Origin of the sequence: Planotetraspora mira (assembly GCF_016863275.1) — a bacterium.
Classification (GTDB): domain Bacteria; phylum Actinomycetota; class Actinomycetes; order Streptosporangiales; family Streptosporangiaceae; genus Planotetraspora; species Planotetraspora mira.
The window spans coordinates 25,706-43,247 of sequence record NZ_BOOO01000004.1; the positions used below are offsets into that span (position 1 = coordinate 25,706).

The following is a 17,542-nucleotide window of genomic DNA, read 5'->3' on the forward strand; positions in this document are numbered from 1 at the left end:
AAGCCTACGCGGGATGCCGGCACCGCTCGCCCGCCGGTCAAGGGGCGCAGCCCTGGCGGTCTTGGATGATCTGGGTGTGCTGGGGGCGAACCAGCGGCTGCACCGGAACCACCGGCGCCGCGGCGGAGGAGGGTTCCAGCAGGTCGAACTCCAGCGTCCTCGACTGCCTGGGGGCGAACTCCAGGAGGGTCGAGTAGACGGGGTGGGATCGTTCGACCTCTGTGATGATCCCAGTGGGATGACCGTCGAGGCGCGCCGCGCTCACCCTCGTGCCGACCCCGGCGTAGAGGGACACCCACAGCAGGTTGGAACCGACGGTGTGCGGACGCTCCGGGGAGTCGAGCCGGTCGGTGACATAGGTGGGAAGTCGCCCTTGCGGCACGTCGTTGGCGAGCCGGATCCGCACTCTTGTGGACCGCAGCCCGCCGCTGCCACACCCGCCAAGGTTGTAGGTGACGGAGCGCTCCAGGTAGTAGTCGAGCTTGCTGCCGGCAGAGTTGTTGATCACCAGCCCGGCGAACGGTCCCGGCTGCTCCGGCAGGACGCCGCCCACCGGAGCAGTCGCGAGGCGTTGCTCCTCGGCATCCCAGCGGCTCCAGATCTGGATCCTCCGCTCGCCCACCAGCCGGGACAGGACCGGCAGCAACCGTGCGGGCTCGGGCCGGGATCTGATCAGCGCCTCGCTGACGGCACCCGCGATCTGGATGAGAAACCGCTTGCGTTCTCCCGGGTCCTGGTACCGGGCGTAGGCCGCGCGCTCGGTGAGGTCGACGACGTTCCCGGCCGTCACCGTCTCCCCCCCGGGGAGCCTGACCGGCCCTATCAGTTCCAGCAGGTAAGCGAGGCCGATCGGGTCGGTCGCGATGGCTCCGTCCAGCCGCTGACCGGTCTGCCGTTCCCAGAGCCCGGTCCAGGTGGTCGCCGCGTATGGGAAATGCGGGGAGAGGTTGGAAACGGAGAGCGTGGAGGTCGCGCCGGGCCCGTAGCGCGACCGGAATTCCTGGCCGTTGTCGGCGGCAGGGTGGGAAGACTCAGGGAGATCGTTGTTCGGGGACAGCCGTTCGATGGCGAGCCGGCCACGGCCGGCTTTCAGGATGCCGAACGCACCGACCAGGCCTCCGGTTCCCCGCGCCTCGGCATTGGTCTGGAACGCCAGGAAGTAGCGGCGCGGCCCATCGTGGCCCAGCATCGGAGGCAGCAGTGCGGCGGCGGTCGCCGCATCACCCAACCAGCCGCGAAGCCGATCGACTTCACGCAGCGCCGTGCCGCGCGCTCCGTCCAGAACGTCCAGGCCGGTCGACGCCGGCGTCTCCGCCAGGCTCGATCGCACCGTGGCGAGCCGGGAGGCGGCGTCGTCCAGGACCGGCGCCGCCGCATCGATGCCGGCCAGCAGTCGCCGCAGATTGCCCAGCGAAGGCGCATTCCCCGTGATGAACGGCGCGCCCGCCCGGTGAACTCCCGCCAGGACATCGGTGAGTTCCGCGGCGGCCTCAGCCAGCCCGCGCACGGTCGTCGCGCCGTCTCCGACCACGGGAGCATGGGCGATCAGCGACCAATCCAGACCGCCGGTGAGCCGCCGCGCTTCAGCCGCATGCCACTGGGCGTCCGCGAGCCCTTCGCCCAGCGACGCGGGGTCTCCCGCGCTCAGCCGCAGCAGCGCGGTCCTGGTCGCCTCCAGGTGATCCCGCACGCTCAGACCGCGATATGCCGTCCAGCCCCCGGCCAGCGTGAGGCCGAGGCCTAGCGCCGGCAGGCCGATGACGAGCAGTCGGCGTTTTCTACTTCGCACAAGAAGCCCGGCGACGCCGTACGGAGAGCAGAATGCACGTGATGGCGACGGCCGGCAGGCCCACGCCCGCCGCGGCCATGACTCCCACCGGCGCGCCTGTGAACGGCAATTGGCCGGCGTTGGCGTGCGACGCTCCGGCGGGGCCGGCATTGGCGTCCGCAGCGGCGATTCCGGTGGATCCGCGCATCAGTCCGCCCGCGACCATCATCGCCAAAAGAATAGGCATCGTGTTTTTTCGTGCCATTTCGGACTCCCCCGATAACGATCCTTCCGGTCACAGAACATTTCGCCGGAATACCAGCGGATGCTTGCTACCCCGACCTGTTATACGGGCGTCCGATCAAGAGGAACGCCTCACCGCACGATGCTTACTGAATGATCGGTGACCGTTCTCTCTTTATTGACAGTCGGCTTGTTTCACCGGTTACGCGTGCGATCGTGGTGCGCACGGACCATCTTCAGCCACTGCTGATCGCGGTCATGCCGGCGCGGTGAACTCTTGGCCCATCGCGGGATCCGCGAAAGTACCGAATGCGGCGAGCTGTGGCAGTGCGACACGCCGCGGCAGCGATTCCCGAGTCGGGCCGCGCGCCCCTCACCCGGGTCCTACGGCATCCCAAAGAATTCGCCAATGCCCTGGTCAGGAGCGCTGTACCGCACTCCGGTGGAGGCGATACTCTGCGTGTGCCCGACGACCCTAACCTGATTACGCCACGAAGGCGGCCCTGCGGGTCGCATTGCTCCGCATCCCCGATTGGGCGCTGATTACAAGTACGCCATAGTCGAAGGCACCGATTCCGAGGAATTGCGCAAAGGCCCGGGCCGTTATCCCGGTACGGCAATGCCCGGCCAGACAGGAAATTTCTTGATCTCCGAGCACCGGACCATCTATTCGGCGCCGTTCAACCGAATCAATGAGCTACGGCACGGTGACAGCATCGTGGTGGACGCAAGAGACGCCCGCCATACCTGCCAGGCATCCGGCAGGAGATCATTGATCCCACCCGGACTGATGTCGTCACCCCGGTGCCTGAACATCCCGCACAGCGGCCCTCGCAGGCGCTGATCAGCCTGGTCGTCTACGACGTGCCGGCGAGGCGTGAGGAGCGCCATACGTGATCACGACGGGGAGGACCTGACATGTACGACTGACCTTCCCGAGACGGCACGGCCGTTTTGCAAGTGCGGCGGCGTCAAGCCGACCGCCGCACTTCCAAAACGGCCGATGCTCGAGTCAGCTGCCGACGTTGGCCTCGTGGCCGATGGACAGGCCCGAGTCGACGTCGAAGAAGTGCAGGTTGTGCGTGTCGACGACCAGCTCGATGTCCTGGCCGGGACGGACGTGGCTGCGGGCGTTGACGCGGGCGGTCCACAGGGACTTGTCGCCGGCCAGCGGCAGCGCCGCCGCCTCTTCCTCGTCACCGTCGTGCTGAGCGGCCACGGTGTCCTTGTGCTCGACCGGCGGGGCGTCGATCGTGAACAGGACGTTGATCTCGGAGCCGAGCTCCTCGGTGACGTTCGCGCGCACGGGGATGCGCACCCAGCCGGCGGCGTTGCCGTTGGCCGCGACCGAGTCCTCGAAGTCCGACGGGCGGATGCCGAGGATGATCTTCTTGCCGATGTAGCGGTCGAGGCCCGGCTTCTCGTCGAAGGTCGAGTCCGGAACCGGCAGCTTGTAGTCCGCGAAGGCGACGGCCGCGCCGTCGTCGTCCCGGGTGAGCTCGGCGTAGGTGAAGTTCATGGACGGGGAGCCCATGAAGCCGGCGACGAACAGGTTCACCGGGCTGTCGAACAGGTTCTGCGGGGTGTCCACCTGCTGGAGCAGGCCGTCGCGCAGCACGCAGACACGGTCGCCGAGGGTCATGGCCTCGACCTGGTCGTGGGTGACGTAGACGGTGGTGACGCCGAGGCGCTCGTGAAGCTGGTTCAGCGAGGCGCGCATGGAGACGCGGAGCTTGGCGTCGAGGTTCGACAGCGGCTCGTCCATGAGGAAGGCCTGCGGCTCACGGACGATGGCGCGGCCCATGGCGACACGCTGGCGCTGACCACCGGAGAGCGCGGCGGGCTTGCGCTTGAGGTACTGCTCCAGGCCGAGCATCCGGGCGGCGTCGCCGACGCGCTTCTGGATCTCCGCCTTCGGCATCTTGCGGAGCTTGAGGCCGAACGCGAGGTTCTCCTCGACGGTCATGTGGGGGTACAGCGCGTAGTTCTGGAACACCATCGCGATGTCCCGGTCCTTGGGAGGCAGGTGGTTGACCACCCGGTCACCGATGGAGATCTCGCCGCCGCTGATGTCCTCAAGGCCGGCGATCATCCGCAGGGCGGTGGACTTGCCACATCCCGACGGGCCGACCAGCACCATGAACTCGCCGTCCCTGATCTCAAGGTTCAGGCCGTTGACGGCCTTGACGCCTCCTGCGTAGATCTTGTCGACGTTGCTCAGAACGATTGAAGCCATGCCAGTCCTTCGCGGTTCCCAAACAAGGTACTTGGATACGTTTTCAGGAATCTCACCCGAACTACCGTCTAATGTCAAGGTTTTGGTCCCATAAGGGATGGAAGCATGATGGAATCGTTTCCATGAACATGGCGCAACGCCGTACGACGATCAAGGACGTCGCGGAGGCGGCGGGAGTCGGGGTCGCCACGGTGTCCCGGGTCCTGTCCGGCGGATCGGCCAGCGCCGAGACACGCGAACGCGTGCTGGCGACGGCGGCCCGGCTCGACTACCGGCCGAGCGCTCTGGGGCGCAACCTCCGGCAGCAGCGGTCCGGGGGGATCGGGCTTCTCGTCCCGGACATCACCGACAGCTTCTACGCCCGGCTGACCGACGGTGTGCTGTCGTGCGCCAGGTCGTACGGCGAGCCGGTGACGATCGGGGTGACGGGGGACGACCCGGAGCAGGAGGCCGAGCTCATCGGCACGCTCATCGAGCAGAGCATGGACCGGGTCATCGCGGTCCCCTCAGGCGACGGCGAGACGTGGGCGCCCGCGCTGCGCGCCGGTCTGAACGTGGTCTTCGCGGACAGGCAGGTGCGCGACGACGTTCCCGGAGTGGTCGCCGACGACCGCGCCGGAGTCCGGACCGCGGTGGAGTACCTCGTCGGCCTCGGCCACAAGAAGATCGCCTTCCTGGCCCGGCACGGGCAGTCGCAGCGGGTGGCCGCCTTCACCGACACGCTCGCCTCGCTGGGCGTGCCGGCGGACCCGGAGCTCGTCGTCCACGCGCGCGCCAGCCGCGACTCCGCGTACGCGGCCGCCGCGGGACTGCTGCAGCACCGCGCCGACCTCACTGCGGTGCTGACCGGGGGCAACATGCTCGGCGAGGCCATGGTGCTGGCCGCACGCGAGCTCCACGTGCGGATACCGAGGGACGTGTCGCTCGTCATGTTCGACGACGTGCCCTGGGCCGAGCTGTGCTCTCCCCCGCTGACGGTCATCGCACAGCCCGCCCAGGACGTGGGCTACCGTGCCGCCGAACTGGTCCTGCGGCAGGGCCGCCGTCCCCGGACGGTGACCCTGCCGACCGAGCTCATCGTGCGGGCCAGTTGCGGGCCTAGGAGATGACCTTCTCGATCGCCTCGACGACCTCGGGCGACTCCGGCTCGACGCGCGGCCGGAACCTCGCCACGACCTCGCCGTCGGCGGAGAGAAGGAACTTCTCGAAGTTCCACTGAACGTCGCCGGCGGCGCCCTCCGCGTCCGCGGTCGTGGTCAGCTCCGTGTACAGCGGATGTCTGTCGTCCCCGTTGACCTCGACCTTCTCCAGCAGCGGGAAGTCCACGCCGTAGGTGGTCGAGCAGAACTCCTGGATCTCCTCGGCCGAACCCGGCTCCTGACCCATGAACTGGTTGCACGGGACGCCGACGACGGTGAACCCGCGGTCGGCATAGCTCTCCTGAAGCCGGACGAGTCCGGCGTACTGCGGCGTCAGGCCACACCTCGAGGCGACGTTGACCACGAGGGCCGCGCGACCGCCGAGGACTTCACCGAGAGTGGTGGGGGCGCCCTCAAGGGTGGCGACAGGGGTTTCGAGAAGGCTCATGAGCGGACTATACCGAACGATGTTCGGGGCCCGACGTGCCGGTGCCGCTCCCGATCATCCAGGTCAAGAGGCGGCGCGTAACGTCAGCGCGGTCCCGCGAGACGCCCGCCGCCCGGAACCGAATCGGCAAAGAACCGTCCGCCGCGTGTCTCAGGTGACGGCCGTGGGCCGGGTCGGCGTACTTCAATCCGCGTAAAGGACCCGTCGCGGTGCCTGCCGGAAGTTGTCTTGGATCCGTTGCAGGCCGAGCGGACGGCCGCGCTCACGCCATGAGCGCGGTCCGGCCGGCGATCGCGTGCCACACGCGCCCGCCTTCCGCACGCGACCCGACGACAAGGACCGATTTGGACAGTTTCAGTGTTCTGCGCAAAACAGCGGTTGCTGTGATCGCGATCAGCGTGATCGGCGGCGCGGGCGCCACACCGGCGATGGCCGAGCAGTCCACGACCAGCCAGGACGCGCAGACCAGTCAAGGTATCCATGTCGCGACATGGAAGATGCGCGTCACGGTGAAGGCCCGCAAGATTCAACGGGCGCCCGCACCGACGAGGACCCGCAGCAAGGCCTACGCCTTCCGCCTCGTCAGCCGGCGGGCATGGCCGAGCACGCAGTTCCAGTGCCTCGACAGCCTGTGGACCCGGGAGAGCAACTGGAATCACCGGGCTTACAACGCCGGCTCCGGTGCCTACGGGATCCCGCAGGCGCTGCCCGGAAGCAAGATGGGATACGTCGCCGAGGACTGGCGGTTCAACCCGCAGACCCAGATCCGTTGGGGCCTGCGGTACATCAAGGGCCGGTATGGCTCACCATGCGGCGCCTGGGGTCACTTCCAGTCGCACAACTGGTACTGAGCAGGACCGGGAACGCCCAGGGGAAGGGACCGTTCCCACCGAAGCGCCCGGGGTCATCCCCGGGCGCTTCGCCGTCCGGCCTGCTTCCCCGCCCGCACGGACATCGCCTGGACCAGCAACTCCAGCCCGAACTCGAACTCCTCGTCGTGGTCGCACGAGGTCAGGTAGGGCGCCAGCGAGCTCACCTCGGGGAACAGGGCGGGATCGACGTCGACCACCGTCGCGTCGCCCCGCACGGGCGCGAACGTCGGAGTGACGCCCACCTCCCTGAGCAGGGAGCCGACGATGTAGGCGACGAACATGCGCAACATCCGCACCGCCTCGCCCCCCTCGAACCCCGCGTCGCGAAGCGTGGACAGGGCCCGCTCGACCGGGAGCAGCCCGGCCGTGGAGTGGAGCTGGCGGCTGAACACCACCATCGTCGAGCGCGGGTAGTGGTGGGCGATCTGCCGGAACGCCCTCGCCTGGACGCGCACCCGGTCGGTCCAGTGCGCCGACGGGTCGTCGGTGAACTCGATCTTCGACAGGACGCTCTCGGAGATGGCGTCGAGCAGCGCCGCCTTGTTGGGAACGTGGTTGTAGAGCGACATGACCCCGACCCCGAGCCCGGCCGCGATCCTGCGCATGGAGACGGCGTCGGCGCCCTCGCGCTCGATGAGGTCGACGGCGGCGTCGACGATCCTGCTGCGGCTGAGCATGTGGCGATTGTCTCCCACCCCGTTGACGGACGTACAGCGTACGTGTCAGTCTCGAAATCACTACGTACGGTGTACGTCGAGGAGGGCCCCCGTGTCGACTCACGAGCTCTACACCATCCCCGCCGAGCTCTCCACATGGGACGTGGAGATGACCGGCGCCGCGCGGTTCACCTGGGAGTACGACGACGGCAGAGACCGCATGCTCGCCCTGTACCAGAAGGGCAAGGACAAGCAGTGGGACTCCGTCAAGCGGATCGACTGGGACCTCGAGGTCGATCCCTACGATGTGCTCGGCGTCCCCGACCAGTCGATCTCCATCTACGGCACGCCGCTCTGGGAGCGCATGAGCCCGCAGCAGCGCAAGGACGTCCGGCTGCACAGCGCCTCCTGGCAGTTCTCCCAGTTCCTGCACGGCGAGCAGGGCGCCATGATCTGCTCGGCCCGGATCGTCGAGTCGGTGCCCGATCTCGACTCGAAGTTCTACGCCGCGACGCAGACGATGGACGAGGCGCGGCACGCCGAGACCTACGCCCGCTTCCTCCAGGACAAGGTCGGGGTCGTCTATCCCATCAACCAGCACCTCAAGGCGCTGCTGGACAGCACGCTCGGCGACTCCCGGTGGGACATGCCGTACCTCGGGATGCAGGTGCTGATCGAGGGCCTCGCACTCGCCGCGTTCGGCGTGATGCGCGACATCACCACCAAGCCGCTGCCCAAGCAGATCCTGGCGTACGTCATGCAGGACGAGGCCAGGCACGTCGCCTTCGGCCGGATGGCCCTGCGGGACTACTACCGGGGCCTGACGGAGACCGAGCGGCGCGAGCGTGAGGACTTCGTCATCGAGGGCTGCTACCTCATGCGCGACCGCCTCCGCGGCGAGGAGACCTGGGAGACCCTCGGCCTGAGCAAGGACGAGACGGCCCAGGCCATGGAGGCCACCGACAAGTCGGAGTACCTCAGGCTGTTCCGCTCCCTGCTGTTCAGCCGCATCGTGCCCTGCGTCAAGGACATCGGGCTGTGGAGCCCCCGCCTGCAGAAGGCCTACGCCGACATGGGCGTGCTCGACATGGCGGGGCAGAGCCTCGACGCCCTCATGAAGCAGGACGAGGAGATCGCGGAGAAACTGGACGCGGAGCGTTTCATCCAGGAGGAGTCCGAGCGGCACGCCGAGGTGGCCGAGACCATCGAGGCGGCACGCGAAGAGAGCTGAGACGCCCCACCAGCGGTGTGCGGGACGGTCAGCGGGACAGGACCAGCGCCAGCGACCCGGCGACCACGCAGAGCACGCCGACCCACGCGAGGCGCGCGTCCGTCGTGTCGTCCAGCGGGCCGGCCTCGCGCAGGGCCCGCTCGACCCGCCTGTACCGCGCGCCGGTGCGCAGAAGCAGGATCGCTCCGCAGAGCGCGGCGACCGCGAAGGGCGCGATCATCCCCGGCCCTTCGCCGCCGCGCAGGCCCGCTCCGGCCGCGACGAGTCCGGCGACCGCCAGGACGGTCGCCGTCCTGACCCAGGCCAGCCGCGTCCGCTCGCTGTGCAGTCCGGCGGTCATCGCCCGAGGAGGATCAGGAGCAGGGCGACGACCGCCACCGTGGCGACGCCGTACCCGAAGAGGGGGGCGAGGGCGGGCGGCGGAAGCGGCTGGTCACGGCGCAGAGCCTGCTGGATGTGCCGCCACCGCGGGTAGGCGGTGGCGGCGGAGACGGCGGACAACAACACGAGCACCAGGGCCAGCAGCGTGCGGACCCACGGCACGAAGACCCCCTCCGGCACGACCGCCATGGCGATGCCTCCGGCGCTGAGGGCCAAAGACGTGCTCAGCCAGGTGAGGTACGTGCGTTCGTTGGCCAACGTGAACCTGGGGTCCGGCTCGTGCCCATCCATGGGAACAGGGTAATTTTGCCCCTTTTCCCCTGGATTTGCCGGGTTACAGGCAGGCCTCCGTGATCTGCTTCAGATAGGCGGCACTGTCGGTGGCGGCCTTCTGGGCGGCGTCGACGGCGGCGTTGGCGTCGTCGACGTTGAGCTTCTGGAGGCTGTCGGACATCCCCTGCAACGCTTCCTTGAGGGTGGTGTCCCCCGCGTCGTTGGCGAGGTCGTTCAGCTTGGCGGCGCCGTCGGAGATCTCCTTCTGCATCGCCTCGGGATCGTTGGCCGCGGCGGTGACCTTGCTGATCGTCTCGCTGATCAGCTTGGGCGCCTCGAGACAGGACTGCGCCTTGTCGGCGGCGGAGCATCCGGAGAGCAACAGGACCGATGCGGCCACGGCGGCAGCGGCGGAGAGGGGGAGGGGTCGCATGGCCAGAACCCTACCCAATCGTAATTTCGGCCGGGCTAGCATCAAGTTTATGGATATCTGTGAGCATTTGCAGTCCGCGGGCGACCCTGCGCCCCTCCCCGCGGAGGGGTGCGCCGAGTGCCTGGAGACGGGCGGGCGCTGGGTCCACCTGCGCAAGTGTCTTTCGTGCGGCCACGTGGGTTGTTGCGACTCCTCCCCCAGCCGTCACGCGACCGCGCACTTCCATCAGTCCGGGCATCCGGTGATGCGGTCCTACGAACCGGGTGAGGAATGGCGCTGGTGCTTCGTGGACAACGCGCTCGGCTGAGCACCGGACCGCGGAACGCCGGCCGGGGAGGTCAGCTCCGCTCGAGCGTGGCCTCCTCGAAGTCGAGTTCCTGCATCACCCGGTGGAGCACCTCGTCGTCGATCCGCCGCTCGTCCCTCAGCCGGACGAACACCTCACGCTGCGCGGTGAGCATCTCGCGGCGGAGCCGCCGGTAGACCGTCGACGGGGTCTCCGCGCCGTCGAGGCCGGTGCCTCCGCCGAGCCTCTCCCACCCCCGCAGCGCCGTACGCTCGGCGCGCGACCGCAACTGCTCGACGACCTCCTCATGGACGTCGAGGACGCCGTCGGCGATCAGCTCGTCGAGCCGCGCCAGCGCGGCCGCCGACGCGGCCTGCTGGGCAGCCGCCTCCGCGAGGTCGTCGGAGTAGCGCTCCGCGTCGTTGGACACGCCGAGCCGCCTGATGAGCCACGGGAACGACAGTCCCTGCACGATCAGGGTGCCGATGACGACGGCGAACGTCAGGAACAACACCAGGTTGCGCTGAGGGAAGTCCTTCGGCAGACCGAAGGCCGCGGCGAGGGAGACCACCCCGCGCATGCCCGCCCAACTCGTGAGCACCACGTTGCGCCAGGCGGGCGCCCGCGCCTCCCGCTCACGCACCCTTCTGATCAGCCTCGGCGCGTAGACGGTGATCGGCACCCACACAGCCCGGAGGACCACGGCGAGCAGGAACAGGACGACCGCGTACACCCCCACCCGGGTGAGGTTCTCATCCGCCAGCCCCATGACGATCGGCCGCACCTGCAGGCCGATCAGGGCGAACACGATCGACTCCAGCACGAGATCGGCGACCTTCCACACGGCGCCGGACAGGATGCGGGTGCCGTAGCTCGTGCGGCTCATCTGGTGGCCCAGATAGATTCCGGCGATCACCACGGAGATCACTCCGGACGCGTGCACGGCCTCCGCCGCGATGTAGGCGCCGTACGGGACGAGCAGCGAGATCCCGTTGGCGATCAGCGAGTCGCTGAGCCTGCGCAGCACGGCCGCCACGACGTACGCGATGGCGAGCCCGATCACGATGCCGGCCCCGGCCGAGTAGAGGAACTCCGCACCGGCGCCGAACAGGTCGGCCGCGGTGCCCGCCACGGCCGCCGCGACGGCCACCCGGTACGCCGTGAGCGCCGTGGCGTCGTTGAACAGGCCCTCCCCGACGAGGATCGTGATCGACTTTCGCGGCAGGCCGAGCTTCCTGCCGACCGCGATGGCGGACACGGCGTCCGTCGGGGCCACGATGGCCCCGAGCGCGAACGCCGCGGCGAGCGGCAGTCGCGGGATCAGCGCGTGCGCGATGAGCCCGATCACGACCGTGTTGAACAGGACGAGCCCGACCGCGAGCAGCCCGACCACCTGCTTCACGGCACGCAGGCGGAGATATGAGCTGTCGAGCGCCGCCGAGTAGAGCATCGGCGGCAGGAACACGGAAAGGACGACCTCCGGGTCCAGCCCGTAGCCGGGCATCCCGGGAACGAACGAGGCGACCAGGCCCGCGACCACGAGCAACAGGGGCGCGGACCACCCCCGCCGTCTCGCGACGGCGGTGACCGCCAGGGCGCCGGCGGGAAGCAACAGGAACTGCGATGCGGTGGAGATGTCCATCAACCGATGAGGTTACTTATATCGGGGCACTCGATGACCCGCCAGGCTCGTCACCAGACGCGCTGATCGTCCCGGGGGTCGTCCGGCCGCTGCTCCGGCCGCTGGTCCGGCCGTATGCGCTCGCCCGTGGCGTACATGGGCTCCTGCGGATAGTCCTGACCGTATTCCTGCTGGTAGTCCTGCGGGTACGGCCGGCCCTGGCCGAGGCCGAGCGGGTCGCTCGGGTCGACCCGCCCCTGCGGCTGCGGCGGGTACGGCGGGGTCTGCGGACCCGTGTCGTACTGGTAGCCGGCCTGGCCGGGATGTCCCGCTGCGGGCTGACCGGGATGTCCCGCGACGGGCCTGGGCTGGCGGCCCTGCTGGCCGGGGTGACCTCCGGCGGGCTGACCTGGACGGCCGGACCGACCCGGATGAGCGGGCTGGCCCTGCTGACCCGGATGAGCGGGCTGGCCCTGCTGACCCGGGTGACCGGGCTGGCCCTGCTGACCGGGGGGCGGCGCGCCGTACTGGCGGGGCGGCTCCTCGTAGGGACCGGGGGCGAACGGCCGCTCGCGGGGCACCTCGCGGGGAGCCTCCCTGGGCGGAGCCCCGCGTGCCACGAGGACGTCGTTCGACCCCATCGGCGGCTGCGGGCCGCTGGGCCCTCCGTACGCGTCAGGCGCGGGGCCCCCATACGGGTCCGGCCCGCCGTACTGGTCCTGTGCCGGCCCGCCGTACTGGTCCTGTGCCGGCCCGCCGTACTGGTCCGGCGCCGGGCGCGAGTACTGGCCGGTGCCGGGGTAGTCCGGGTATTCGGCCTGGGGAGCGGGATAGTCGGAAGGATGTCCGGCGTATTCGGAGTGCCCGGCGTATTCAGGCTGTCCGGGGTACTCGGGCTGTCCGGGGTACTCGGGCTGGACCGCGTCCTGACGGGCCATGGGGCCGGTGCCGGGATCCTGTCCGTCGTCGACGTACTGACCGCCCGCCTCCGCGTAGCCGTCGTCGAGACCGTCGATGAGGCGCCCGACGTCATCCATGGGCATCCGGAAACTCCCGGTGCACATCTCGCCGCGCCACAGGCTCAGGACCAGCGTTCCCTCGTGCCAGGTCACCCGGAGAACCCGGTCCTGGCCGCGGGCGTCGAAGAACACCTCACCGAATGATGGCAACGGGACAACTTCCGACATGACAGACATAGTGCCTTTACCTGCCCTTATCCGTCCACTCGACCTCGGGAAACCCTACCGAACGTCTTTCCTGTCCTCTTTGTCCCCTACTCGGTAGATCGTCGTTGACCTTGAGAGTGTGACGCCTAGTGTGCCACGGGAGACGATTTCCGGCTCCTGGAACGCCAGGATGCAACCGTCCGCTCACGCCTCGGATGTCGGCGGCAGCGGGTAGCGTTCTCCCGTGCCCAAGGACAGTCGCGACCTCCCGCCCGTCGAGGAACTGCTCACCACCGCGGTGACGGAGCTGGGCGGCTCCGAGCGCCCCGGGCAGGTCAAGATGGCCCAGGCGGTGCGGGACGCCGTCGAGGGCAAGGAGCACCTCGCGGTCCAGGCGGGCACGGGCACCGGCAAGTCGCTCGCCTACCTGGTGCCCGCCATCAGGCATGCCGCGGAGACCGACAACGCCGTCGTGGTGTCGACCGCCACGATCGCCCTGCAGCGCCAGCTCGTCGACCGCGACCTGCCCAGGCTCGCCGACGCGCTCGAGGGCGTGCTCCACCATCGGCCGGAGTTCGCGATCCTCAAGGGCCGCCGCAACTACCTGTGCCGCCACAAGATGGGCGCGGGCATGCCCGACGACGAGGAGGACCAGCTCTTCGATCCCCGCGAGGTGAGCGCGACCGGGCGCATGGTCCAGAGGATCCAGGAGTGGGCCTCGGAGACCGAGACGGGCGACCGCGACGAACTCGTCCCCGGCGTCAACGACCAGGCGTGGCGGCAGTTCTCCGTGCACGCCAAGGAATGCCTCGGCGCGCAGCGCTGCCCGAGCGGCGCGGAGTGCTTCGCCGAGCTGGCCAGGGAGCGTGCCGGCCAGGCCGACGTGGTGGTCACCAACCACGCGCTGCTCGCCATCGACGCGATGGAGGACTTCCCCGTCCTGCCGGAACACGACGTCGTCGTCGTCGACGAGGCCCACGAGCTGGTCGACCGGGTCACGTCGGTGGTCACCGACGAGCTGTCGGAGAGCACGGTGGGTGTCGCCGTCCGCCGTGTGGGAAGGCTGATCGAGCAGGCGCTGGCCGACCGGCTCCAGGAGGCCGGTGAGGACCTGGCGGCCCTGCTCGCCGCCGCTCCGCCCGGCCGGGTCGACGACCTGCCGCAGTCGCTGGGCCTGACCCTCGCCCTGGTCCGTGACTCCGCGTACGCCTGCATCAAGGCCCTGGGCCCGCGGAACAAGGACAAGGACGACCCGGAGAACGCCGGCCTGCGCAAGGCGACGTTCACCGCCCTCGACGAGGTGCACGACACCGCCCAGCGCATGCTCGACGCGTTCGGCGGAGACTCCGAGGCCGACCGGGCGGAGGTCGTCTGGCTCGACGAGGGGCGCGGCCGGATCCCCCCGACGCTGCGCGTGGCGCCCCTGTCGGTGGGCGGGATGTTGCGCGACAAGCTGTTCGGCGACCGCACGGTCGTCCTCACCAGCGCCACCCTCGCACTGGGCGGCTCCTTCGACGGCATGGCCCGCCAGTGGGGGCTCAGCGGAGACGACTGGACCGGCCTCGACGTCGGTTCGCCCTTCGACCACCCGCGCAGCGGGATCCTCTATGTGGCCAAGCACCTCCCGCAGCCCGGCCGCGACGGCCTGCCCGAGGAGTACCTCACCGAGATCACCGAGCTGATCGAGGCCGCGGGCGGGCGCACGCTCGGACTGTTCTCCTCGATGCGGGCCGCGAAGGCCGCCACCGAGGCTCTGCGCGAGCGGCTGGACGTGCCGCTGCTCTGCCAGGGCGACGACTCGACCTCGCAGTTGGTCAAGCAGTTCGCCGCCGACCCGGCGACGTGCCTGTTCGGAACGTTGTCCCTGTGGCAGGGCGTGGACGTGCCCGGCCCGTCGCTCACCCTGGTCATCATCGACCGCATCCCGTTCCCCCGGCCCGACGATCCGCTGGCCTCCGCACGACAGCGGCACGTCGCCGCGACCGGCGGCAACGGCTTCATGGCGGTCGCGGCCACGCATGCGGCGCTGCTCCTGGCGCAGGGCGCGGGCCGCCTGCTGCGGTCGATGAACGACAGGGGCGTGGTGGCGGTGCTCGACCCCCGGCTGGCCACCGCCCGTTATGGCGGGTTCCTGCTGGGCTCGCTGCCGCCGTTCTGGCGCACGACCGACCCGGCCAAGGTCCGTGAGGCGCTGACCCGCCTCACGGACGGAGCCTGACCGGGTAGGCGATCGCCACTCCCCGGTCGCTACTTCCCGGTCGCTACTTGGTCACCGTGAACATGGCCGACTGGGCCACGGAGACCAGACCGTCGTCGGGCAGAAGCCTCACGACATACCGGCCGGGGGCCAGCGGCCACGAGGAGTCGGCTCCGATCGACTTCGGTCCGATCTTCGCCTGTCCTTCGATCGCCGAGCCGGTGTAGGTGTACACGAGGTACTCGGAGGTGTCCTGGCACTTGCCGCCCGGGCAGGCGTAGACCGAGACCCAGTCCAGACCCATGCCGGGTGCGTTCGACCAGTCGACCTTGATCGATTCGCCCTGCTTGTAGCTGCTCTTGCCGACCGACACCTTGGTCGGCTCGCCGGCGGGGTAGAGCCAGACCGGCGCCTTGGAGACCACCTTGCCGCGGGAGACGAGGGCGACGTCGTAGGCGCCGCGGCGCAGGCCCTTGGCCGACAACGTGACCGTGCCGTCGGTCCTCGAACTCGTCGGTCGCGAGGTCACGGCCCGGCCCTTCGCGTCCCGCAGTTCCACCCGCTCGCCCTGCCGTCCGGGGGCGTGGTAGGTGACGGGCAGGTTCCCGCCGATCGTGACCCGGCGGGTGGCCGGTGCCACCAGAACCTGAGGCACCGCCGGCACGACGTCCAGCGTGGACACGACTCCCCGGTGGTCGGTCGGCCAGGGCGACACACCCACGCCGACGTCGGGCCCGCCCTTCTCGCCGACCACGGTGCTGTCGATCGTGCGGGACGGACCGGCGGTCAGCACCCAGTCGATCCGGTCGAACACCTCGTGCGCGTCGGCCTCGGGGCTGCCTGGCGTCCAGGTGAACCCGGGGACGGCGACGGGGTCCGGATGGGCCTCCCGATAGGTGTCCCGCAGTCCCGCCTCCGCGAGAGCGCTGCTGACCGGCCACTTCACCGCGTAGGGGACTTCCGGGCGCTCAGCCGCGACCGCAGGCGTCCAGTCCAGGTGGGAGGGGCTGTTGAAGTCTCCGGTCAGCATGACCGGGATGCCCTTGCGTGCCAGCGACGGAAGCACCTCGATCAGGTCCTGTACGGCGGGCAGCCGGGTCTTGCGCTCGAGATCGAGCACCTGCTTCACCGTGCCGCCGTCCCGGACGAGATACGGGCCATAGGGGTCGGACGGCGTGTGGGTGTTGGCGACGGCCACGACACGACCCGGCGCCACCTCGACGTACACGTACAGGCCGTTGCCGCCCGGCGGATCGATGATGGGGAACCGCGACATCACATGGGCCCGGTCGCTGCCGTACCAGCCGAGCGCCGACGCGATCCTCTCGACGTCCCGCTCCGGCTCCTGCACCCCGACGATGTCGGCACGCGCCTGCGTGATGGCGTGTTCGATCTGCACCAGGGTCTGCGGGCACCCGTTCGGCTTCGCGCAGAAATCGCCGGTCTTCAGATCGAGGTCGTCGCCCCCGTAGAAGATGTTGAGCGTCATCACCCGGAGTCGTTCGTGCTCTGCGGCACTGTGCCCGCCGGTCGTCGCGACCGCGGATGTCGATCCCAGCGAGAGCATCGCGGCCGCGATCAGCGCCCCGGCGGATGCCACCACGCGTCGTCGCTTCAATCGTTTCACGTTCAAGGTTCTCCTCACCCGTCGCCTCGGCACGCCGGCCACCGGCCGGCACGAGCGGGGCCCACGCTAGGAGCGAACGGAGACCATGGCTCCCCATAACCCCTGCACGCTGGGCGAACTTCCCCTGAACCGCGATCGAACAGCGTCACGAGGGCGTGACGGGATCCCCCACGCGGATCGTGCCGGGGTTCCTCGGCACCAGCCGGACGCCGAACCAGGTCTTGCCGTCCCACCGGCGGTGCCTGGCCAGCGTCCGCAGCGGTTCCCTGCCTTTGACCCGCGTGTCCGGATCGATCGTCGTGACGGCGCAGCGGTCGCACAGCTCTGAGACGCGAAAGTCCACCTCGCCGATGCGGACCCCCGCCCAGCCGTCCTCCGCGTACGGCTCCGCGCCGTCGACGACCACGTTGGGCCGGAACCTGGCGACCGACAGCGGCCGCGGCGCCTCCTCCTCCCGTTCCAGGGCGCCTTCGGCGATCCAGTCGTCCAGGCGGCGCAGCGAGGCGGCCGAGGTGAGCAGCAGCGGAGCGTCCCAGGCGAAGCTGACGACGTCTCCGGGAAGCCCGCCGTGACGGGCGGAGACCGGCCGCAGGCGAGGGTCGTCCAGCCAGACGAGCCGCGCCGGGCAGCCCAGCAGCCGGGTGAACCACGCGTGCGCCGTCTCGTCGGCGGCGACGGCCCGGTCGAGACCGGAGAACCCGACGGGCACGGCGGGGCCGGTCGCAGGGGGGACCGTCAGGTCGGGGAGCCCCGGAGCAGACAGCGTGAGACCTCCGCCGGCGAGGTCGCGGGCCCGCACCGAGACCATGCGGGGGAACTCACCGAGCCACAGGTTCTCGCCGTCCTCGCCCACCACGGCCCAGCGGCGGTCCCCCTCGAGCCCCCACGGATGCACGAGAGCGCTCTCACGCGACAGTCCCATCGCGGATTTCAATGGATAGGTACGGATCCCCGTAAGCTCCATC

Annotated in this window: 18 protein-coding genes; 6 read left to right on the forward strand and 12 right to left on the reverse strand. The window is 69.6% G+C overall.

Annotation, left to right across the window (positions count from 1 at the left end):
• Positions 1–37 precede the first annotated feature (37 nt).
• Both Pmi06nite_RS03670 and Pmi06nite_RS03675 read right to left on the reverse strand, forming a co-directional pair.
• Positions 38–1,789, reverse strand: coding sequence for a DUF4012 domain-containing protein (locus Pmi06nite_RS03670; RefSeq protein ID WP_203951396.1), 1,752 nt, complete (start codon positions 1,787–1,789; stop codon positions 38–40).
• A complete protein-coding gene (locus Pmi06nite_RS03675; protein WP_203951397.1) occupies positions 1,779–1,997 on the reverse strand; it encodes a hypothetical protein in 219 nt (72 codons plus the stop codon). Before Pmi06nite_RS03675 ends, Pmi06nite_RS03670 begins: the two co-directional genes overlap by 11 nt.
• A 546-nt stretch (positions 1,998–2,543) precedes the next feature.
• Between Pmi06nite_RS03675 and Pmi06nite_RS42920 the strand changes: the two genes are divergently transcribed.
• Positions 2,544–2,855, forward strand: a complete 312-nt coding sequence (locus tag Pmi06nite_RS42920) for a sortase domain-containing protein (protein WP_203951398.1) — start codon at positions 2,544–2,546, stop codon at positions 2,853–2,855.
• 168 nt (positions 2,856–3,023) lie between these two features.
• On the opposite strand, the gene Pmi06nite_RS03685 is transcribed toward Pmi06nite_RS42920, so the two are convergent.
• Complete coding sequence (locus tag Pmi06nite_RS03685; protein ID WP_203951399.1) at positions 3,024–4,247, reverse strand: ABC transporter ATP-binding protein; 1,224 nt, start codon at positions 4,245–4,247, stop codon at positions 3,024–3,026.
• A gap of 122 nt (positions 4,248–4,369) precedes the next feature.
• Between Pmi06nite_RS03685 and Pmi06nite_RS03690 the strand changes: the two genes are divergently transcribed.
• A complete protein-coding gene (locus Pmi06nite_RS03690; protein ID WP_203951400.1) occupies positions 4,370–5,356 on the forward strand; it encodes a LacI family DNA-binding transcriptional regulator in 987 nt (328 codons plus the stop codon).
• On the opposite strand, the gene Pmi06nite_RS03695 is transcribed toward Pmi06nite_RS03690, so the two are convergent.
• On the reverse strand, positions 5,346–5,834 hold the full coding sequence (locus Pmi06nite_RS03695) for a glutathione peroxidase (protein ID WP_203951401.1): 489 nt from the start codon (positions 5,832–5,834) through the stop codon (positions 5,346–5,348). The two genes, Pmi06nite_RS03690 and Pmi06nite_RS03695, sit on opposite strands and share 11 nt — an antisense overlap.
• Positions 5,835–6,103: 269 nt before the next feature.
• Between Pmi06nite_RS03695 and Pmi06nite_RS03700 the strand changes: the two genes are divergently transcribed.
• Complete coding sequence (locus Pmi06nite_RS03700; protein WP_239113606.1) at positions 6,104–6,685, forward strand: aggregation-promoting factor C-terminal-like domain-containing protein; 582 nt, start codon at positions 6,104–6,106, stop codon at positions 6,683–6,685.
• Positions 6,686–6,738: 53 nt separating this feature from the next.
• Here Pmi06nite_RS03700 and Pmi06nite_RS03705 read toward each other — a convergent pair whose 3' ends face one another.
• On the reverse strand, positions 6,739–7,383 hold the full coding sequence (locus Pmi06nite_RS03705; RefSeq protein WP_203951402.1) for a TetR/AcrR family transcriptional regulator C-terminal domain-containing protein: 645 nt from the start codon (positions 7,381–7,383) through the stop codon (positions 6,739–6,741).
• A 91-nt stretch (positions 7,384–7,474) separates the two neighbouring features.
• Between Pmi06nite_RS03705 and Pmi06nite_RS03710 the strand changes: the two genes are divergently transcribed.
• A complete protein-coding gene (locus tag Pmi06nite_RS03710) occupies positions 7,475–8,593 on the forward strand; it encodes a ferritin-like domain-containing protein (protein ID WP_203951403.1) in 1,119 nt (372 codons plus the stop codon).
• Positions 8,594–8,621: 28 nt separating this feature from the next.
• Here Pmi06nite_RS03710 and Pmi06nite_RS03715 read toward each other — a convergent pair whose 3' ends face one another.
• From Pmi06nite_RS03715 to Pmi06nite_RS03725, 3 genes are read right to left on the reverse strand one after another with little or no spacing between them, the layout of a single operon-like run.
• The gene (locus Pmi06nite_RS03715; protein ID WP_203951404.1) at positions 8,622–8,933 is read right to left on the reverse strand and encodes a DUF202 domain-containing protein; all 312 of its coding nucleotides are present in this window, start codon (positions 8,931–8,933) and stop codon (positions 8,622–8,624) included.
• Positions 8,930–9,265 carry a YidH family protein gene (locus Pmi06nite_RS03720; RefSeq protein ID WP_203951405.1) on the reverse strand — a complete coding sequence of 112 codons (336 nt, stop codon included), beginning with the start codon at positions 9,263–9,265 and terminating at the stop codon, positions 8,930–8,932. The genes Pmi06nite_RS03715 and Pmi06nite_RS03720 overlap by 4 nt, the downstream gene beginning before the upstream one ends.
• Before the next feature lie 43 nt (positions 9,266–9,308).
• A complete protein-coding gene (locus Pmi06nite_RS03725) occupies positions 9,309–9,680 on the reverse strand; it encodes a DUF8711 family protein (protein WP_203951406.1) in 372 nt (123 codons plus the stop codon).
• Positions 9,681–9,729: 49 nt separating this feature from the next.
• Here Pmi06nite_RS03725 and Pmi06nite_RS03730 point away from each other — a divergent pair, with 49 nt between their 5' ends.
• A complete protein-coding gene (locus Pmi06nite_RS03730; RefSeq protein WP_203951407.1) occupies positions 9,730–9,987 on the forward strand; it encodes a ubiquitin carboxyl-terminal hydrolase 14 in 258 nt (85 codons plus the stop codon).
• Between the two features lie 31 nt (positions 9,988–10,018).
• Here Pmi06nite_RS03730 and Pmi06nite_RS03735 read toward each other — a convergent pair whose 3' ends face one another.
• The gene (locus Pmi06nite_RS03735; protein WP_203951408.1) at positions 10,019–11,608 is read right to left on the reverse strand and encodes a Na+/H+ antiporter; all 1,590 of its coding nucleotides are present in this window, start codon (positions 11,606–11,608) and stop codon (positions 10,019–10,021) included.
• Between the two features lie 50 nt (positions 11,609–11,658).
• Positions 11,659–12,774, reverse strand: coding sequence for a hypothetical protein (locus Pmi06nite_RS03740; RefSeq protein ID WP_203951409.1), 1,116 nt, complete (start codon positions 12,772–12,774; stop codon positions 11,659–11,661).
• A 223-nt stretch (positions 12,775–12,997) separates the two neighbouring features.
• Here Pmi06nite_RS03740 and Pmi06nite_RS03745 point away from each other — a divergent pair, with 223 nt between their 5' ends.
• Positions 12,998–14,971 carry an ATP-dependent DNA helicase gene (locus tag Pmi06nite_RS03745; RefSeq protein WP_203951410.1) on the forward strand — a complete coding sequence of 658 codons (1,974 nt, stop codon included), beginning with the start codon at positions 12,998–13,000 and terminating at the stop codon, positions 14,969–14,971.
• Positions 14,972–15,014: 43 nt separating this feature from the next.
• Here Pmi06nite_RS03745 and Pmi06nite_RS03750 read toward each other — a convergent pair whose 3' ends face one another.
• The gene (locus tag Pmi06nite_RS03750) at positions 15,015–16,577 is read right to left on the reverse strand and encodes an endonuclease/exonuclease/phosphatase family protein (RefSeq protein WP_203951411.1); all 1,563 of its coding nucleotides are present in this window, start codon (positions 16,575–16,577) and stop codon (positions 15,015–15,017) included.
• Positions 16,578–16,722: 145 nt separating this feature from the next.
• Positions 16,723–17,541, reverse strand: coding sequence for an MOSC domain-containing protein (locus Pmi06nite_RS03755; RefSeq protein WP_203951412.1), 819 nt, complete (start codon positions 17,539–17,541; stop codon positions 16,723–16,725).
• Position 17,542 lies beyond the last annotated feature (1 nt).

Bases quoted from the DNA above. Each gene is read 5' to 3' on its own strand.
- Pmi06nite_RS03685 (WP_203951399.1), bottom strand. From the start codon at position 4,247: ATGGCTTCAATCGTTCTGAGCAACGTCGACAAGATCTACGCAGGAGGC.
- Pmi06nite_RS03720 (WP_203951405.1), bottom strand. From the start codon at position 9,265: ATGGATGGGCACGAGCCGGACCCCAGGTTCACGTTGGCCAACGAACGC.
- Pmi06nite_RS03695 (WP_203951401.1), bottom strand. From the start codon at position 5,834: ATGAGCCTTCTCGAAACCCCTGTCGCCACCCTTGAGGGCGCCCCCACC.
- Pmi06nite_RS03725 (WP_203951406.1), bottom strand. From the start codon at position 9,680: ATGCGACCCCTCCCCCTCTCCGCCGCTGCCGCCGTGGCCGCATCGGTC.
- Pmi06nite_RS03730 (WP_203951407.1), top strand. From the start codon at position 9,730: ATGGATATCTGTGAGCATTTGCAGTCCGCGGGCGACCCTGCGCCCCTC.
- Pmi06nite_RS03735 (WP_203951408.1), bottom strand. From the start codon at position 11,608: ATGGACATCTCCACCGCATCGCAGTTCCTGTTGCTTCCCGCCGGCGCC.
- Pmi06nite_RS03715 (WP_203951404.1), bottom strand. From the start codon at position 8,933: ATGACCGCCGGACTGCACAGCGAGCGGACGCGGCTGGCCTGGGTCAGG.
- Pmi06nite_RS03690 (WP_203951400.1), top strand. From the start codon at position 4,370: ATGAACATGGCGCAACGCCGTACGACGATCAAGGACGTCGCGGAGGCG.
- Pmi06nite_RS03705 (WP_203951402.1), bottom strand. From the start codon at position 7,383: ATGCTCAGCCGCAGCAGGATCGTCGACGCCGCCGTCGACCTCATCGAG.
- Pmi06nite_RS03700 (WP_239113606.1), top strand. From the start codon at position 6,104: ATGAGCGCGGTCCGGCCGGCGATCGCGTGCCACACGCGCCCGCCTTCC.
- Pmi06nite_RS03755 (WP_203951412.1), bottom strand. From the start codon at position 17,541: ATGGAGCTTACGGGGATCCGTACCTATCCATTGAAATCCGCGATGGGA.
- Pmi06nite_RS03740 (WP_203951409.1), bottom strand. From the start codon at position 12,774: ATGTCGGAAGTTGTCCCGTTGCCATCATTCGGTGAGGTGTTCTTCGAC.
- Pmi06nite_RS03675 (WP_203951397.1), bottom strand. From the start codon at position 1,997: ATGATGGTCGCGGGCGGACTGATGCGCGGATCCACCGGAATCGCCGCT.